We start from the raw sequence: 15,789 nt of genomic DNA, 5'->3' as shown, positions 1-15,789 counted from the left end.
TCAGTCGCCGCCCGGCGGGCGCGGCTGCGCCGCCCCCTCGCGGTCCGACGACGGCCAGACGTACGGCAGGTCGTCGGGCACCCCGGGAAAGAGCGCGGTGTAGACGTCCGGGTCCTTGCGCACCAGTGCCGACCGGTGGCTGCGGTGCACGGCCTCGTCGCCGAGCCAGGGCGGCAGCTCCCCGGCGGCCGCCAGGTCGCGCTGGTCGCGCACCGGAGCCCCGGGACGAACCGTGGCGAGGTCGGCGACGAGGGTGGCCGCGCAGCTGTCCTGGTGGCCCCGCTCCCGCCAGACCCGGCAGACCTCCAGGCCGTAGCGGACCAGTGCCTCCTCGTACCCGGCCCACATGCGCACGGCCGGATGCCGGCGCCATCCGTGGCCGGGGACCGTCAGGCCGCGCAGCACCTGCACGGCCTCGACCCGCTGTTTGCCCAGGCGACGGCGGTCGAGCACCCGCGCGGAGGCGGCGAAGTCGGCGTACGGCAGGAACGTCTGCATGAGGCCGTCCGGAGTGTGCGAAGGGGCCGGGCCGAATCGGCCCGGCCCGGTCAGTCTTCCGGCTTCCGGGCCGCCCGGCGTCCGCCGTTCACCTGACCGGCCCAACCCCACTGGGCCGCAGGGGGCGAAGCCGCGTCAGCGGTGTGACGGTGGTGGAAGTAATGGTCCACGTGCGAATCCGAGGAGGCGTGATGCCGGAGGCCGTGGTCGAAGGTGGCGTTCCGTGCGCCGCCCCCGTGGACGGCGAAGCCGAGTCCACGAGCCGTGGCGGGCATCCCTTCGCCCGGTTGAGCGCGGTCGCCGACGCCGTCCTGTACGAGGGCTACCTGCTCTACCCGTACCGCCGGTCCTCGCCCAAGAACCGGGTGCGCTGGCAGTTCGGCGTCCTGCTGCCCCCCGACTGGGTCGAGCGCGACGGACCGGTCGTGCCCGGCGTGTCCGGCTCCGCCGACTCCTGGTACCAGCAGACCGAGTGCGTGCTGCGCGCACGAGGCGCCGACGCCGTCCTACGCGTGCGGGTGCGCTACCTGCAGATGCAGCACAAGCAGGTGGAGGAGGCCACCGGCGACGGCGGGCACCGTCCGGTGGAGTCGCTGCGGACCGCCGACGGCACCGCGCACCTGACCTTCGAGGAGGCGGTGCCGCGGGAGACGGACCTCGTGGTCCCGCTGACCGACCTGCTGCGGGGCGGGTTCACCGCCTCGGTGGGGGCGTCGGCCGGCGAGGAGACCGAGCCGCTGCCGGCGGGCGCGGGGCGTGTGGTGCGGCGGCGCCGGGAGGTCCGGGCGAGCGCCACGGTCGCCGCCGAGCGGCTGGCGGAGGACCTGTACCGGCTCCGGGTGCGCACCGAGAACACCGGGCGGGCGGCTGATCCACGGGCCGCGCGGGACGAGGTGCTGCGCGACGCCCTGATCGCCACACACACCCTCGTCGGCGGCGAGGGGCTGGAGTTCGTCTCGCTCATCGACCCCCCCGCCGCCCTGAGCGACCACGTCCGCGACTGCCGCAACGCGTTCACGTTTCCCGTCCTCGGCGGCGGCTCCCCGGACGACCTCGCGTCCCGTGCCCCCGGAGGCGCACCGCGGGACGGTGACACCGGGCCCGCCCTGCTCTCCGCCCCGATCATCCTTCCCGACCACCCGCAGGTGGCGCCGGAGAGCCCGGGCGATCTGCACGACGCCGGGGAGATCGACGAGATCCTGACGCTGCGCACCATGCTCCTGACCGACGAGGAGAAGCGCGAGGCACGCGCCACCGACCCGCGGGCGGCCGAGATCCTGGACCGGGTCGACTCCATGCCCCAGGAGGTCTTCGCCCGGCTGCACGGTGCCATCCGCTCCCTGTCCCCGGCCGATCCCACGGCACCCGGGACGCCCACGGACCCCTGCCCCGGCGCCGGGCGCGCCGTCTGGTGGCAGGAGGGCGCCGACGACGGCCTCTCCCCCGCCACCGAAACGGTGCCCGTCGACGGCGTGCCCGTGGGGCGCGGCAGCCGCGTGCGGCTGTGCCCGCGGGGCCGGGGCGCCGACGCGCAGGACATGTTCCTGCTCCGGCGGACCGCCCAGGTCGCCGCCGTCTTCCATGACGTGGACGGCAGCGTGCACCTCGCGGTCACCCTCGACGACGACCCCGCCGCCGAACTCAACGGCTGGTACGGCCGCTTCCACTACTTCCGGCCCGACGAACTCGAGCCGCTCACGGACACCCCGGACGAACCGCCCGCGGCGGCCCCCGCCGCACCTGTGACGGCGGCACCCGACCCACTCCGAGACCCCCTGATGGGGAGGCCGAATACATGACCACGCACAGCGGCACCACCGACGTCAGCCGAGAACCCAGCCGGGCCGAGGAGCGGGAGGGCTTCGACGAGATCACCATCCTGTGGATCTCCGAAGGGATGAGCTGCGACGGCGACACCGTCTCGCTGACGGCCGCCGACCAGCCCTCCCTGGAGGACCTGGTGCTCGGCCTGATCCCCGGCCTGCCCAAGGTGAACCTGGTGAACAAGGTGCTCTCGCCGAGTCTGGGCGGCGAGGACTTCCTCGCCCCCTACCGGGCGGCGGCGCGCGGCGACCTGGCCCCCTTCATCCTCGTCATCGAGGGATCGATCCCGAACCAGAAGGTCATCCAGGGCGACGGCTACTGGACGTCCTTCGGCAACGACCCGGACACCGGCGAGCCGCAGACCCTGAACTGGTGGATCGACCAACTGGCGCCAAGGGCTTGGGCGGTGGTGGCCGCCGGCACCTGCGCCGCCTACGGCGGCATCCACGCCATGGCCGGCAACCCCACCGGCTGCATGGGACTCGCGGACTACCTGGGCTGGGACTACAAGTCGCAGGGCGGCCTGCCGGTCGTCAACGTGCCCGGCTGCCCGATCCAGCCCGAGAACTTCATGGAGACGCTGATCTGGACGCTGTACCACGCGGCCGGCTCGGCTCCCCCGCCGCCGCTGGACCACATGCTGCGCCCGCAGTGGCTGTTCGGGAAGACGGTGCACGAGGGCTGCGACCGGGGCTCGTACTACGAGCAGGCCACCTTCGCCAGGGACTACAACTCCCCCAAGTGCCTGGTGAAGACGGGCTGCTGGGGCCCGGTCGTCAACTGCAACGTGCCCAAGCGGGGCTGGATGGCCGGCATCGGCGGCTGTCCGAACGTCGGCGGCATCTGCATCGGCTGCACCATGCCCGGTTTCCCGGACGCGTTCATGCCGTTCATGGACGAGCCTCCCGGCGGCACGCTGTCGTCGCTCGCCATCAAGCCGTACGGGGCCGTCATGCGCCGACTGCGCGGGCTGACCAACGAGATGGTGAACCACGAGCCCAGGTGGCGCCACAACAAGCGCAAGCTGACCAGCGGTTACGACCCGCGATGGCGCCCCTGATGCCGCGCGGACCGCACACCCACCCAGAACCACGGAACACGAACAGCGAGGGGCAGTAAAGCAGATGACCACTACCGAGGCCCGGCCCACGGGGCGCAAGCCCGCACAGATCGTGGACATGTCCTGGGATCCGATCACCCGGATCATCGGCAACCTGGGCATCTACACGAAGATCGACTTCGCCAACCAGGAAGTCGTGGAGTGCCACAGCACCTCGTCGCTGTTCCGCGGCTACTCGGTGTTCATGAAGGGGAAGGACCCGCGCGACGCCGGGTTCATCACCTCGCGCATCTGCGGCATCTGCGGCGACAACCACACCACGTGCTCCGACTACGCCCAGCAGATGGCCTACGGCGTCAAGCCGCCGAGGCTGGCCGAGCACATCGTCAACCTCGGCGAGGCCGCCGAGTACATGTTCGACCACACGATCTTCCAGGACAACCTGGTGTTCGTGGACTTCTGCGAGGCGATGGTCAAGGCCACCAACCCCGGTGTGCTCGCCCGTGCCGAGCGCACCGCCGCGCCCCGCGGCGACGTCCACGGCTACCGGACCATCGCCGACATCATGAAGGCGTTCAACCCCTTCGAGGGCGAGGTCTACAAGGAGGCGCTGAAGGTCAGCCGGGTCACCCGGGAGATGTTCTGCCTGATGGAGGGGCGGCACGTCCATCCCTCCACGCTGTACCCGGGCGGCGTCGGCACGATGCCGACGCCGAGCACCTTCACCGACTACCTCAGCCGGCTGATGCGCGTCATCGACTTCGTGAAGAAGGCGGTGGCGATGAACGACGACGTCTTCGACTTCTTCTACGAGGCGCTGCCCGGCTACGAGGAGGTCGGCAAGCGCCGCATCCTGCTGGGCTGCTGGGGCGCCTTCCAGAACCCCGACGTCGTCGACTACCGCTACGAGACGATGAACACCTGGGGCAAGTCGATGTACGTCACCCCCGGCATCGTCGTCGACGGCGAGCTGGTCACCAACAACCTGGTGGACATCAACCTTGGCCTGCGCATCATGCTCGGCAGCTCCTTCTACGAGGACTGGGTCAACGAGCAGCCCTTCGTCACCCACGACCCGCTCGGCAACCCCGTCGACATGCGGCACCCGTGGAACCAGACCACGCTGCCGGTGCCGCAGAAGCGCGAGTTCGACGGCAAGTACAGCTGGGTGATGAGCCCGCGCTGGTATCACCCGGAGACGGGCCAGCACCTGGCCCTGGACACCGGCGGCGGCCCGCTCGCGCGGCTGTGGTCGACCGCGCTGAGCGGCCTGGTGGACACCCCCTACGTCAAGGCGACCGGCAACAGCGTGCGCATCTCCCTGCCCAAGGGCGAGACGCTTCCGGAGACCACGCTGGAATGGCGGATCCCGCAGTGGAGCAACACCATCGAACGTGACCGCGCCCGGCCCTACTTCGTCGCCTACGCGGCCGCGATGGCACTGCAGTTCCTGGAGGAGGCCATGGGGCTGGTCCGGGCCGGCGACACCAAGGTGTTCGAGAACTTCGAGGTGCCGGACGAGGCGATCGGCTGCGGCTTCCACGAGGCGGTGCGCGGCGTCCTCTCCCACCACCTGGTGATCAAGGACAAGAAGATCGCGAACTACCACCCGTACCCGCCCACCCCGTGGAACGCCAGCCCCCGCGACATCTACGGCACCCCCGGCCCGTACGAGGACGCCGTGCAGGGCCAGCCCATCTTCGAGGAGAACGGGCCGGACGACTTCAAGGGCGTCGACATCATGCGCACGGTGCGCAGCTTCGACCCCTGTCTGCCGTGCGGGGTGCACATGTACATGGGCAAGGGAAAGACGCTGACCACCCTGCACTCGCCGACGTACGGGGCCGACCATGGCTGAGGCGGGGCAGGACTCCCCCGCCGGACGGCTCGCCGATCCGGCCGTCGAGGCACGGCTCGCCCGGCTCGACGAGCTGCTGGCGGGGCTGGAGTCCGCGCCCGGCCCGACGACGCGCGGTGCGATCGAGGCCGTACGGCTGCTCACCGAGGTCTACGGCGAGGCGCTGGCCCGCGTGCTGGACCACGCGGACGGGCCGACGGCCGGCCGCCTCGCCGAGGACGAGCTGCTGGGGCATCTGCTGGTGCTGCACGAGATCCACCCCGAGTCGGCCGAGCACCGCGCCGCCCGCGCGGTGGAGCGGCTGCGGCCCGCCGTCCGCGAACGCGGCGGCGACCTGGAGTGGGCCGGCGTGGAGGACGGGGCGGACGGCCGGGTCGGCCGGGTGCGTCTGACCACCGGCGGCGGATGCGGTTCCGGCTGCGGCGGCGGGACGGACGACGTCGCCGACGCGGTCCGCGCGGCGGTGCTCGCGGCGGCCCCGGAGCTGACGGCGGTGGAGCCGGTGCCGGGCGGGGACGAGCGGCGCCCGGCGCCCGCCTTCGTCCCGCTGGACGCGCTGGCGGTGCGGGCCGCGCCACGGGTGCGGGAGGCCGGGTGAGCATGGACGGAGCACTGGCCCGCGTCATCCGCTCCGCGGGCGACCTGGCGGCGGAGCGGGCCGAGGCGTGCGACCTGTGCGCGGCCCCGGTGGCCGACGAGCATCCCCACCTGTACGACACCGGCCAGGACGAGGTGCGCTGCGTCTGCGGCCCCTGCTCGGTGCTGTTCGCCGGGGACGGGGCGGGCGACGGGCACTTCCGCCTGGTGCCCCGGCGCCGGATCCGGCTGCCCCACCTGGACACCGCTCCGCTGGGCGTGCCGGTCGGCCTGGTCTTCTTCGTGCCGCGCGCCGACGGCACGGTCACCGCCCAGGGCCCGAGCCCGGCCGGGGCCATGCGGTGGGAGGTGGACGCGGCCGCCTGGCAGCGGATGACCGCGCTGTGTCCACAGCTCGCCTCCGTGGAACCCGAGGTGGAGGCGCTGCTGGTGAACACCGTGCACGGTCTCGACCACCACTGGATCGTGCCGATCGACGACTGCTTCCGGATGGTGGCCGTGGTCCGCCGGGAGTGGCGGGGCCTGTCCGGCGGCGGCCGGGTGTGGCCCGCGCTCGAGCGGTTCTTCGCGGACCTCACCGAGCGTCCGTAGCACGTGCTCCGCCGGACCGCCCCCGAGGGCGGGACGGGCGGAGGCGAGGAAGGAGAGCACCCATGGGCAGCATCCGAGTGGGCCGGCCCCAGGCCCGGCCCGACATGCCCACGCATGTGCCCGGTATGCACCAGGGCAACACCGGACCCTACGAGGAGCAGACCGGGCACCACAAGGACGGCACCGCCGACGCGCGCCGCTCCACCGGGATCCACTGGAAGCGGCATGACACGCTCCTGAAGGTCATGCCGAACATCTCACCTGGATGACAGACAGCAGGGAGTGGCCGTTATGAAGCTCCAACGAGCAGGAACGAGGGGCGCGGCGGGCGCGGGCGGAGGTGCCGGCGGATCGGCGCGGCGCCTGCTGGCTGCCCAGGCCGCCGTGGTGGGCGGACTGGCGCTGGCCCTGTTCGCCTGGGAGATCCCCAGCCTGGTGCGCGAGGTGCGGATCTGGCGCATGACCGGTGGCTTCCGCGCGGGCCACCGGTACCCGTGAGCCGGTCGTGCACGAGTTGTCGATCGCGACCGCGATCGTGGAACAGGCCGGTGACCTCGCCCGCGCGGACGGGACGGACGCCGTCGCGGCGGTGACCGTCCGCGTGGGCGAGCTGACGGGTGTCGTGCCCGACGCGCTGGCCTTCGCCTTCGAGGTGGCGCGCGACGGGACCGCGCTCGCCGCGGCCCGGCTCGTCGTCGAGCAGGTTCCCGCGCACGCCTACTGCGCCCCGTGCGCACGGGAGTTCCCGGTGGGCATGCCGCCGTTCTTCTGGTGTCCGCGCTGCGACCGCCCGTCGCAGGAGCTGCGCAGGGGGCGGGAGCTGGAGATCACCGGGATCGAGCCGGTCCCCGCCCCGCCCTGACGGGCCGGGAGACGGGACGGCCGACCCCGCCGGAGCCCTGGGCTCCGGCGGGGTCGTCGCCGTGGTCGAGGCCGTGCGCTCCGGACTCAGCAGATGCGCGGCAGTTGCTCACCGAGCGGCAGGTCCACCACCCGGGTGCCGCCGAGACCGGTGGAGACCACGACCATGCCGGGGTGGTCGGCGACGCACTCGCCGATGACGGCGGCGCCCCCGCCCCGCGGGTGGGCGCGCATCGCCGCGAGGACGGCCTCCGCCTCCGGCCCCGGTACGAAGGCGACGAGCCTGCCCTCGTTGGCGACGTAGAGGGGGTCGAGGCCCAGGAATCCGCAGGCGTTGACGACCGCGTCCGGGACCGGGATCGCGCGCTCCCGCAGCCGTACGCCGGTGCCGGAGGCGCGGGCGATCTCGTTGAGGGACGCGGCGAGCCCGCCCCGGGTGGGGTCGCGCAGCACATGGATGTCCGGGGTGACCGCGAGCATGGCCGCCACCAGGTCCGCCAGGGGCGCGGTGTCGCTGGCGACCTCGACACCGAACTCCAGGCCCTCCCGCACGCTCATGATCGCCACACCGTGCAGTCCGATGGGACCGCTGACGATGACGGCGTCGCCCGGCCGGGCCCGCTGCGGGCGGATGTCCACGCCCTCGGGGACGAGACCGACGCCGGCCGTGGTGACGTACACACCGTCGCCGTGTCCGGACTCCACCACCTTGGTGTCGCCGGTGGCCACGGTGACGCCCGCCGCCTCGGCCGCCGCGCCCATGGCGCGGGCGACGCGCTCGACGACGTCGAGGCCGACGCCCTCCTCCAGGACGAAGGCCGTGGACAGGTAGGCGGGGCGGGCGCCGCTCATCGCCAGGTCGTTGACGGTGCCGTTGACCGCCAGGTCGCCGAGGCAGCCGCCGGGGAAGAACAGCGGCCGGACCACGTAGGAGTCGGTGGAGAACGCCACGCGGGCGCCGCCGAGGTCGAGGACCGCCGAGTCGGTGAGCGCGGCGAGGGTGGGGTTGCCGTAGGCGGGGGCGAAGACCTGCTCGATCAGCTCGGCGGACAGGGCGCCGCCTCCGCCGTGCCCCATCACCACCACCGGCTGGTCGCGCAGCGGGGCGGGGCAGGTCCAGTTCGCGGGGTCGACGGGGACGGGGTCGACGGGGGCGGCGCCTCGGGGAGCCGTGGCCGCCGTGGATGCCAGTTCAGCCAACGGGGTTCATCTCCTCCTGCGGGATGCGGTAGCCCTGCGGGGCCGAGCCGTTCATCCGCCGGTACAGGTAGTAGGCCGCGCAGGCGCCCTCGCTGGAGACCATGGTGGCGCCGAGCGGGGTGCGCGGGGTGCAGGTGGTGCCGAACGCGGCGCACTCGGTCGGCTTGATCAGGCCCTGCAGGACCTCGCCGGCCCGGCACTCGGCGGGCTCCTCGGTGCGGATGCCGCCGACGTCGAAACGGTGCTCGGCGTCGTGGGCGCGGAAGGCGTCGCTCAGGCGCCAGCCGCTGCCCGGGATGCGTCCGATGCCGCGCCAGTTGCGGTCGGTGACCTCGAACACCTCCTCGATCATGCGCAGCGCGGCCGGATTGCCCTGCTCGCGGACGGCGCGGGGGTAGGCGTTCTCCACCCGGTGCTCGCCGCGCTCCAGCTGGTGGACGGCACGCCGGATGCCCTCGAGGATGTCGAGCGGCTCGAAGCCGGTCACCACGATCGGCACGCGGTGCCGCTCGGCCAGCTCCGGGTACTCGGCGGTGCCCATCACGCTGCACACGTGCCCGGCGGCGAGGAAGCCCTGCACCCGGCAGGCCGGCGCCGTCATGATGGCCTCGACGGCCGGTGGCACCCGGACGTGGGAGACCAGCAGGCTGAAGTTGTCCAGGCCCATGCGGCGGGCCTGGTGCACGGCCATGGCGTTGGCCGGGGCGGTCGTCTCGAAGCCGATGGCGAAGAAGACGACCTGACGGTCGGGGTGCCTGCGCGCGAGCTGGAGGGCGTCCAGGGGCGAGTACACCACGCGTACGTCACCGCCCTCGCCCTTGACCCGGAAGAGGTCCCGGTCGGTGCCGGGCACCCGCAGCATGTCCCCGAAGGAGCAGAAGATCACCCCGGGTCGGGACGCGATCTCCAGTGCCTTGTCGATGACCTCCAGAGGGGTGACGCACACCGGGCAGCCCGGTCCGTGGATCAACTCCACTTCCTCGGGCAGCAGTTGGTCGATGCCGTGCCGGATGATCGAGTGTGTCTGACCGCCGCAGACCTCCATCAGCGCCCACGGCCGGGTGACCGTCGCGCGGATCTCGTCCAGCAGCCGCCGCGCCAGGCCGGGGTCGTTGAACTCGTCGATGTACTTCATCGCACCTCACTCCCGTTCTCCCCGCTCTCCACGGCCACGGGGGCGTGCGGGGCAGCGCTCCCGGACTGTTGCGCCGCCTGCTCCCAGGCGTCGCCGAACTCCTCCTCCAGCAGCCCGAGTTGCTCGAACAGCTCCAGGGACGCCCGCGCCGACTCCTCGTCCAGCCGCTGCAGGGCGAACCCGACATGGACGATGACGTACTCCCCCACCCGCACATCGGGCAGGTACTCCAGACACGCCTGTTTCTGCACCCCACCGAAGTCGATCAGTCCGGTGAGCGGGTCGGCGCTGTCGTCGATGGCCACGACTTTGCCGGGCACTGCCAAGCACATGGGTCACTCCGTCTCGTCGCTGTGTGCGGTCGCCGGTTCTCCGGCCGTCCCGTCGTCGGCCGGCCTCCCCGTGCGGGGGCCGGGGCGGTCGCCGCTCATCGGGCGGCTCGCGGGGGCGGCCGGCGGCCCGGTGGCCGGTGGGCCGCGACCAGGAGCTGCCCGAGCGCCAGCCCGCCGTCGTTCGGCGGGACCTCGCCGTGGCGCAGCACGGCGAAGCCGTCCGCCGCCAGCAGCGCGGTGCACTCCTCCTCCAGCAGGCCGTTGGCGAAGACGCCGCCGCTGAGGGCGACGGTGCCGAGGCCGGTGGCCGTGCGGGCGTGCCGGCAGATCTCCCTGACGGCCCGCGCTACGCCTCGGTGGAAGCGGGCCGCGAGCACCCGCGCCGGGGTGCCGCGCCGCAGATCGGCCAGGAGCGCCCGCAGCAGCGGCGCGGGGTCGCACTCCAGGAGGCCGGGGCCGGTGGTGAACCCGAAGGCGTACGCCGCCGTCTCCCGCTCCCAGGCGCGGGTGGCCGCGGCCTCCAGTTCGAGCGCCGCCTGCGCCTCGTATCCCGCGCGGTGGCACACGCCCACCAGGGACGACACGGCGTCGAAGAGCCGGCCCATGCTGGAGGTCGGCACGCACGCCACCTGCCGCGTCAACTGCCTCTCAAGAACAGTCAGTTCCTCACGGGTGCAAGCGGTGACGCTGGGCAGGTGGGGCTCCCACGGCAGGCCGGCCGCCCACAGCCGGGCCAGCGCCAGCCGGCAGGGGTTGGCCACTCCGGCGTCCCCGCCCGGCAGCGGGGCCGGGGTCAGGCGGGCGAAGCGCCGGTAGCCCGCGTAGTCGGCGAGCAGCACCTCGCCGCCCCACACGGTGCCGTCGTCGCCGTAGCCGGTGCCGTCGAAGGCGACACCGATCACGGGGGTGGTGCCGTCGAGGCCGTGCTCGGCCATCGCCGAGGCGATGTGGGCGTGGTGGTGCTGCACGAACCGGGGTTCCGGCGCCCGGAGTTCGACGGCCCGGCGGCGGGCCAGGCGGGACGAGTGGTAGCCGGGGTGCCGGTCGGCGGCGACCAGCGCGGGGGTGACCCCGGTCAGCCGCAGCAGCTGCCGCTCGACTCGCCCGGCGGCCTGAAGCGCGGCCAGGTCGCCCATGTCGCCGATGTGCGGCCCGAACCAGGCGTGGTCGCCCTCGCCGACGCACGGGGCGTTCTTCAGGTCGCCGCCCATCGCGAGCGCGGCACGCACCGGGACCGCCAGGCGCAGCGGGCGGGGCACGTACCCGCGGGAGCGGCGCAGCACCTGCTCGGTGCCGTCGGGGCGCACCCGCAGCAGCGAGTCGTCGCACGGCGAGGCGATGGGGCGGTCGTGGGCGAGCCAGGCGTCGGCGAGTCCGGACAGCCGGGTCAGCGCCTCGCCGTCGTCCGTGACGATGGGCTCGCCGGAACGGTTGCCGCTGGTCATGACCAGGACACGGGGGCCGGGGGGATCGCCGGGCATCCCGAACAGCAGGGTGTGCACGGGGGTGTAGGGCAGCATCACGCCGACGTGCGGGCTGCCCGGGCACACCTCGTCGGCCAGTCGGGGGCCGTCCGCGCCGGTGCGCCGGCGCAGCAGGACGACGGGGCGCCGGGGGCCGGTCAGCGCGGCCCGTTCGGCGCCGGTCAGGACCGCGATCCGCTCCGCGGTGGCGAGGTCGGCGCACATCACCGCGAAGGCCTTGCCGCCGCGCTCCTTGCGGCCGCGCAGGGTGGCAACGGCCCGCGGGTCGGTGGCGTCGCAGGCCAAGTGGTAGCCACCGAGACCCTTGACGGCGACGATCCGTCCCGCGGCGAGCAGCGCCCGGGCGGCCGTCAGGGCGGCCGCGTCCCGGGCCGCGCGGCCCGCACCGCCGCCGTCGCTGCCGTCCCGGGCGGTCACCAGGCGCAGCCGGGGCCCGCAGTCGGGGCAGGCCACGGGCTGGGCGTGGAAGCGGCGGTCGGCGGGATCGCCGTACTCCCGGGCGCAGTCGGGGCACATCGGGAAACCGGCCATGGTGGTGACCGCGCGGTCGTACGGCATCGCGGTGGCGATGGTGAAGCGGGGGCCGCAGTGGGTGCAGGTGATGAACGGGTGCCGGTGGCGGCGGTCGGCCGGATCGGCCAGTTCGCGCAGGCAGTCGGCGCAGGTGGCGGTGTCGGGCGGGAGCTGGGTCCGCCCCGGGGAGCGCTCGGAGGGACGGATGGTGAAGGAGCCGGTCGCGCCGGTGGCGGGAACCTCCTCCAGTCCGATGCCGGTCACGGCGGCCAGCGGCGGCGGCTGTGCGGCCAGCCGGTCGCAGAACCGCGCGACGCCGTCCGGCGGGCCCTCGACCTCGATCACCACCCCGCTCGCGGTGTTGCTCACGAACCCGGCCAGTGCGAGGTCGGCGGCCAGGCGGTGCACGTAGGGCCGGAAGCCGACACCCTGCACCGTGCCGCGCACGGTGAGCCGACGGCGTACCGGCCCGGTGGCGGGTGCGGTCATGAGGCCTGTGTGGACGCCGGGTCGCTGTGTGCGGGGTGGTCGCTCCGGGCCTCGGTGTCGGGACTGGCGTGATCGTGGGCGTGGCTGCGGCCGTGCCCCTCGTCGTGGCCGTGGCCGGGGTCGCCGCCGTGCTCGCGGCCGTCCGCGTCGTCGTGGTCGCCGTGGTGGTGGCCGTGCGGGTGGGGTGCGAGCGGGGGGCGGTGCGGCGGGGCGCCGTCGCGGGCGGCGAGCGCCCGTTCCAGGACGACGTCCACGCCCTCGCCGGTGCGGGCGCACGACCGTACGATCTCCACCCCCGGGTTGACGCGGTGCACATGGGCGCGGAAGGCGCCCTCGTCGAAACCGGCGGCCTCGGCGAGGTCCGTCTTGGTGATGACGACCAGGTGTGCGGAGCCGAACGCCGTGGGGTACTTCAGCGGCTTGTCCTCGCCCTCGGTCACCGCCATCAGCACGATCCGCAGGGTCTCGCCGAGGTCGTACGACGCCGGGCAGACGAGATTGCCCACGTTCTCCACGAACAGCACCGACGTGTCCGCCGGGAGCCAGCCCGCCAGCCGGCGGCGGACCTGCCGGGCCTCCAGGTGGCACAGCCCGTCGGTGAGCAGCTGCTGCACCGGCGCCCCCGAACGGGCCAGCCGGACGGCGTCGTTCTCGGTGGCCAGGTCCGCGGTCAGCGCGGCCACCGGAACGCCCCGCTCGACCGCGCGGGCCAGCACCCGGCCGAGCAGCTCGGTCTTGCCGCTGCCCGGGCTGGAGAGCAGGTTGACCACGGCGACGCCCTGCCGGACCAGGTCGCGGCGCAGGGCCGCGGCCAGGTCGTCGTTCTTGGCGAGGACCGCCTGCTTGACGTCGGACCGGCACATGGGCGCTGCTCCTCGGGTCGGCTCGGGAGGGACGGGCCCGGGTCCGCCCGCCGCGCGGCGGGCGGGCCCGGGTCCGTCACCGATCTTCGGCGCCTTCGGCCGCGAGGTGCGGCAGCGCAGCCGTGTGCGGCCGGTCCGATTCCTCCGGGCGGCCCAACGCCGGTGTGGCAGCCGGGTCGGCGAGGAGCAGCGGGACCAGGGTGTGCAGGGCCGTCACCGCCCGCCCGACGGCCTCCCGGACCGGTGCGCTGATCCCGGGCACGATGTCCTCGTCGTGGCGTGGCAGCACCTGCGGCTCGCAGGCCAGGACGAGGACCCTGGGCAGCGGGCCGTCGCCCAGGTGCGCGGCCAGCGCCAGCACCTTGGCCGGGTCCATGCCGTGCGCCTCCGGCGGGGCCCCGGACGCCGTGCCGTCGGGCGGTTCGGGCTCGACCAGGGTCAGGGTCCCGGGGCGGTGGCCGCGGGCCGCGGTGTCGACGAGGACGGCCACGTCGTAGCCGTCCAGCAGTTCGTACGCCAGGTCCAGGCCCCGGATGCCGAAGTCGCGGGCCCGCACGGCGGTTGGCAACGGGCGGTCCCGCAGTGCCCGCATCACCTCGGGGCCGAAGGCGTCGTCCGCGAGGAAGATGTTGCCGACGCCCGCCACCAGCAGGCGGACGGGGCGCGCGGCGGTCATCGGCCGTTCCCGGTGGGCGCGATGCCGGCGGACGCGGTGGCGGCGGGCGCGAGGGCGCCGGGCGCGATGCCGGCCGGGGTCAGCGGGCGGGCCGAGCCGCCCGGGGTCCTGCGGACGAAGGCCGAGCGCAGCGCGTGATAGGGGGCGTCGGGGTCGAAGAAGATCTCGTGCATACGGGCGAGTTCGGCGCGGCGGTACTCCGCGAGCGGGCGGTGCGCCTCGTCGCGGTCGCGTGCCGCCGCCTTGGCCGCGATCCGCCGGTCCAGGTCCGGGGATCGGGCGAGCCGGGTCGCCATGCGGTCGGTCTCGGCCGCGAACCCGGCCGCAGTGGTGGGCACCTGACGGTCCACCAGTCCGAGCCGGGCCGCGGCCGCGGCGCTCACGGGCAGAGCCTCGGCCGTCAGTCGGCCGGCTGTCCCGGCGCCGGCCCGGCGGGGCAGGCTGTAGGTCCAGAACTCCGAGCCGTACAGGCCCATTCTGCGGTAGTGCGGGTTCAGGACGGTGCCCGTGCGGCACCACACCTCGTCGGCGGCGAGGGCGAGCATGACGCCGCCCGCGGCCGCGTTGCCGCCGAGCGCGGCGACCACCAGCCGGTCGGTGGTCCGCAGCACGGCCTCGACCAGGTCGTTCATCGCGTTCAGGTTGGCCCACGACTCCGCGGCCGGGTCGGCGGCGGCCTCGATGACGTTCAGGTGGATGCCGTTGGAGAAGAAGTCGCGGGTCCCGCCGAGCACCAGCACCTTGGTGGGGCGGGCGAGGGCGTGGCGGTAGGCGGCGAGCAGCCGCTGGCACTGGTCGGTGCTCATCGCCCCGCCGGGGAAGGTGAAGGTGACGAAGCCGGCGTCTCCGTGCTGCCGGTAGCGGACGTCGGTCCAGGTGCGCCGCCCGGGGGGCAGTTCGAACGGGACGGCCGCCTCCGGGACGGAGAGCGGGCCGAGGACGGAGACCGCCGGGCGCTTGAACGGGGCGGGGTCGCCGGAGTCCTTGCGCGGCCGGAGTTCCGGGATCCACACGGCGCCGTCGCGCGTGGCCCGGCACACCGCTCCCGCCCGGGTGGCGAGCAGTTCGCCGGGACGTCCGCGCAGCCGGTCCTCGGGGTGGCCGCCGTGCAGGAAGACCTCACGGCCGAGGAGTTCGTCGAGGACGCCGGGCCGGGAGTCGGCCCCGCGGAGCTTGCGCAGCACGGTGGCGGTGGTGTCGTTGTCCCAGTCGATGCGCCGCTGTTCCTGGCGCAGCGCGTCGCGCCACACCACGCGGATCGCGGGGTCGCTCTGCGGCTGCGGCTTGAAGGAGCCCCCGGCGTACCTCCGTACGGCCAGCAGTACGGCGCCGACGGCGGCGTCGGACACCTCGTTGCGGTACAGGTCGCTCTTCCCGGCCGGGGCCATGTCGAAGGGCAGCGCCGCCCAGATGTCGCCCGCGTCCAGGCCCGCCTCGGCCTGCAGGACCGTCACGCCCCAGCGCGGCGCCTCCTCGGCGATCGCCCAGTCCAGCGAGGACGGGCCGCGGTCGCCCGGCGGTCCCGGGTGCACCACGAGACAGGTGTGCCGCCGCCACACGTCCTCGGGCAGCGCCGTCCTCAGCATCGGCGCGACGACGAGCTCCGGGCGCGTCTCGCGGACGGCGGCACGCACGGCGTCCGCGCCGTGCGAGGCGAGCACGACGTCCACCCGGTGGCCGTGGTCCGACAGTTCGGCGTACAGGCGCTGGGACAGACTGTTGAACGCGCTGGCGACGAGCAGGATGTCCATGACGCGGCATGTTCGCCGGTTCGTCCAGTACCGGGAAGGACCGTGACGGCGTTTCGC

General features: G+C 74.0%; 16 protein-coding genes. 8 read left to right on the top strand and 8 right to left on the bottom strand.

Features of this window, described 5'->3' with window-relative positions; all coding sequences use genetic code 11:
- Positions 1-498, bottom strand: a complete 498-nt coding sequence (locus ACF1A5_RS07315) for an MSMEG_6728 family protein (protein WP_392191858.1) — start codon at positions 496-498, stop codon at positions 1-3.
- Positions 499-689: 191 nt separating this feature from the next.
- Between ACF1A5_RS07315 and ACF1A5_RS07310 the strand changes: the two genes are divergently transcribed.
- The 8 genes from ACF1A5_RS07310 (at position 690) to hypA (ending at position 7,290) form a co-directional block, all read left to right on the top strand.
- Positions 690-2,297 carry a hypothetical protein gene (locus ACF1A5_RS07310; protein ID WP_392191857.1) on the top strand — a complete coding sequence of 536 codons (1,608 nt, stop codon included), beginning with the start codon at positions 690-692 and terminating at the stop codon, positions 2,295-2,297.
- Positions 2,294-3,382, top strand: a complete 1,089-nt coding sequence (locus ACF1A5_RS07305) for a hydrogenase expression protein HypE (protein ID WP_392191856.1) — start codon at positions 2,294-2,296, stop codon at positions 3,380-3,382. Before ACF1A5_RS07310 ends, ACF1A5_RS07305 begins: the two co-directional genes overlap by 4 nt.
- A 64-nt stretch (positions 3,383-3,446) precedes the next feature.
- On the top strand, positions 3,447-5,240 hold the full coding sequence (locus ACF1A5_RS07300) for a nickel-dependent hydrogenase large subunit (RefSeq protein ID WP_392191855.1): 1,794 nt from the start codon (positions 3,447-3,449) through the stop codon (positions 5,238-5,240).
- Positions 5,233-5,838 (top strand): NifU family protein, encoded by a 606-nt coding sequence (locus ACF1A5_RS07295; protein ID WP_392191854.1) that lies wholly within the window; start codon positions 5,233-5,235, stop codon positions 5,836-5,838. Before ACF1A5_RS07300 ends, ACF1A5_RS07295 begins: the two co-directional genes overlap by 8 nt.
- The gene (locus ACF1A5_RS07290; protein ID WP_392191853.1) at positions 5,835-6,428 is read left to right on the top strand and encodes a DUF5947 family protein; all 594 of its coding nucleotides are present in this window, start codon (positions 5,835-5,837) and stop codon (positions 6,426-6,428) included. Before ACF1A5_RS07295 ends, ACF1A5_RS07290 begins: the two co-directional genes overlap by 4 nt.
- Before the next feature lie 62 nt (positions 6,429-6,490).
- On the top strand, positions 6,491-6,697 hold the full coding sequence (locus ACF1A5_RS07285) for a hypothetical protein (protein ID WP_392191852.1): 207 nt from the start codon (positions 6,491-6,493) through the stop codon (positions 6,695-6,697).
- 22 nt (positions 6,698-6,719) lie between these two features.
- On the top strand, positions 6,720-6,926 hold the full coding sequence (locus ACF1A5_RS07280) for a hypothetical protein (RefSeq protein WP_392191851.1): 207 nt from the start codon (positions 6,720-6,722) through the stop codon (positions 6,924-6,926).
- A 7-nt stretch (positions 6,927-6,933) separates the two neighbouring features.
- On the top strand, positions 6,934-7,290 hold the full coding sequence (gene hypA / locus ACF1A5_RS07275) for a hydrogenase maturation nickel metallochaperone HypA (RefSeq protein WP_392191850.1): 357 nt from the start codon (positions 6,934-6,936) through the stop codon (positions 7,288-7,290).
- A gap of 86 nt (positions 7,291-7,376) precedes the next feature.
- Here hypA and hypE read toward each other — a convergent pair whose 3' ends face one another.
- From hypE to ACF1A5_RS07240, 7 genes are all read right to left on the bottom strand, one after another.
- A complete protein-coding gene (gene hypE / locus ACF1A5_RS07270; RefSeq protein ID WP_392191849.1) occupies positions 7,377-8,489 on the bottom strand; it encodes a hydrogenase expression/formation protein HypE in 1,113 nt (370 codons plus the stop codon).
- Positions 8,482-9,624 (bottom strand): hydrogenase formation protein HypD, encoded by a 1,143-nt coding sequence (gene hypD / locus ACF1A5_RS07265; RefSeq protein WP_392191848.1) that lies wholly within the window; start codon positions 9,622-9,624, stop codon positions 8,482-8,484. Before hypD ends, hypE begins: the two co-directional genes overlap by 8 nt.
- Positions 9,621-9,956, bottom strand: coding sequence for a HypC/HybG/HupF family hydrogenase formation chaperone (locus ACF1A5_RS07260; RefSeq protein WP_392191847.1), 336 nt, complete (start codon positions 9,954-9,956; stop codon positions 9,621-9,623). Before ACF1A5_RS07260 ends, hypD begins: the two co-directional genes overlap by 4 nt.
- Positions 9,957-10,051: 95 nt before the next feature.
- Positions 10,052-12,442: a carbamoyltransferase HypF gene (gene hypF, locus ACF1A5_RS07255; protein WP_392191846.1), complete on the bottom strand. Its 2,391-nt coding sequence runs from the start codon at positions 12,440-12,442 to the stop codon at positions 10,052-10,054.
- Positions 12,439-13,305: a hydrogenase nickel incorporation protein HypB gene (gene hypB, locus ACF1A5_RS07250; RefSeq protein WP_392191845.1), complete on the bottom strand. Its 867-nt coding sequence runs from the start codon at positions 13,303-13,305 to the stop codon at positions 12,439-12,441. Before hypB ends, hypF begins: the two co-directional genes overlap by 4 nt.
- Before the next feature lie 76 nt (positions 13,306-13,381).
- Positions 13,382-13,981 carry a hydrogenase maturation protease gene (locus ACF1A5_RS07245; protein WP_392191844.1) on the bottom strand — a complete coding sequence of 200 codons (600 nt, stop codon included), beginning with the start codon at positions 13,979-13,981 and terminating at the stop codon, positions 13,382-13,384.
- Positions 13,978-15,732, bottom strand: a complete 1,755-nt coding sequence (locus ACF1A5_RS07240) for a hydrogenase maturation protein (protein ID WP_392191843.1) — start codon at positions 15,730-15,732, stop codon at positions 13,978-13,980. The genes ACF1A5_RS07245 and ACF1A5_RS07240 overlap by 4 nt, the downstream gene beginning before the upstream one ends.
- Positions 15,733-15,789 lie beyond the last annotated feature (57 nt).

Origin of the sequence: Streptomyces sp. NPDC014864 (genome assembly GCF_043081525.1) — a bacterium.
GTDB lineage: Bacteria > Actinomycetota > Actinomycetes > Streptomycetales > Streptomycetaceae > Streptomyces.
Note: the sequence above shows the minus strand (reverse complement) of the source record. Positions and strands in the feature narration are given on the sequence as shown.

Coding starts and splice junctions, on each gene's coding strand:
- ACF1A5_RS07315 (WP_392191858.1), bottom strand. CDS start 498: ATGCAGACGTTCCTGCCGTACGCCGACTTCGCCGCCTCCGCGCGGGTG.
- ACF1A5_RS07310 (WP_392191857.1), top strand. CDS start 690: ATGCCGGAGGCCGTGGTCGAAGGTGGCGTTCCGTGCGCCGCCCCCGTG.
- ACF1A5_RS07305 (WP_392191856.1), top strand. CDS start 2,294: ATGACCACGCACAGCGGCACCACCGACGTCAGCCGAGAACCCAGCCGG.
- ACF1A5_RS07300 (WP_392191855.1), top strand. CDS start 3,447: ATGACCACTACCGAGGCCCGGCCCACGGGGCGCAAGCCCGCACAGATC.
- ACF1A5_RS07295 (WP_392191854.1), top strand. CDS start 5,233: ATGGCTGAGGCGGGGCAGGACTCCCCCGCCGGACGGCTCGCCGATCCG.
- ACF1A5_RS07285 (WP_392191852.1), top strand. CDS start 6,491: ATGGGCAGCATCCGAGTGGGCCGGCCCCAGGCCCGGCCCGACATGCCC.
- ACF1A5_RS07280 (WP_392191851.1), top strand. CDS start 6,720: ATGAAGCTCCAACGAGCAGGAACGAGGGGCGCGGCGGGCGCGGGCGGA.
- hypD (WP_392191848.1), bottom strand. CDS start 9,624: ATGAAGTACATCGACGAGTTCAACGACCCCGGCCTGGCGCGGCGGCTG.
- ACF1A5_RS07260 (WP_392191847.1), bottom strand. CDS start 9,956: ATGTGCTTGGCAGTGCCCGGCAAAGTCGTGGCCATCGACGACAGCGCC.
- hypF (WP_392191846.1), bottom strand. CDS start 12,442: ATGACCGCACCCGCCACCGGGCCGGTACGCCGTCGGCTCACCGTGCGC.
- hypB (WP_392191845.1), bottom strand. CDS start 13,305: ATGTGCCGGTCCGACGTCAAGCAGGCGGTCCTCGCCAAGAACGACGAC.
- ACF1A5_RS07245 (WP_392191844.1), bottom strand. CDS start 13,981: ATGACCGCCGCGCGCCCCGTCCGCCTGCTGGTGGCGGGCGTCGGCAAC.
- ACF1A5_RS07240 (WP_392191843.1), bottom strand. CDS start 15,732: ATGGACATCCTGCTCGTCGCCAGCGCGTTCAACAGTCTGTCCCAGCGC.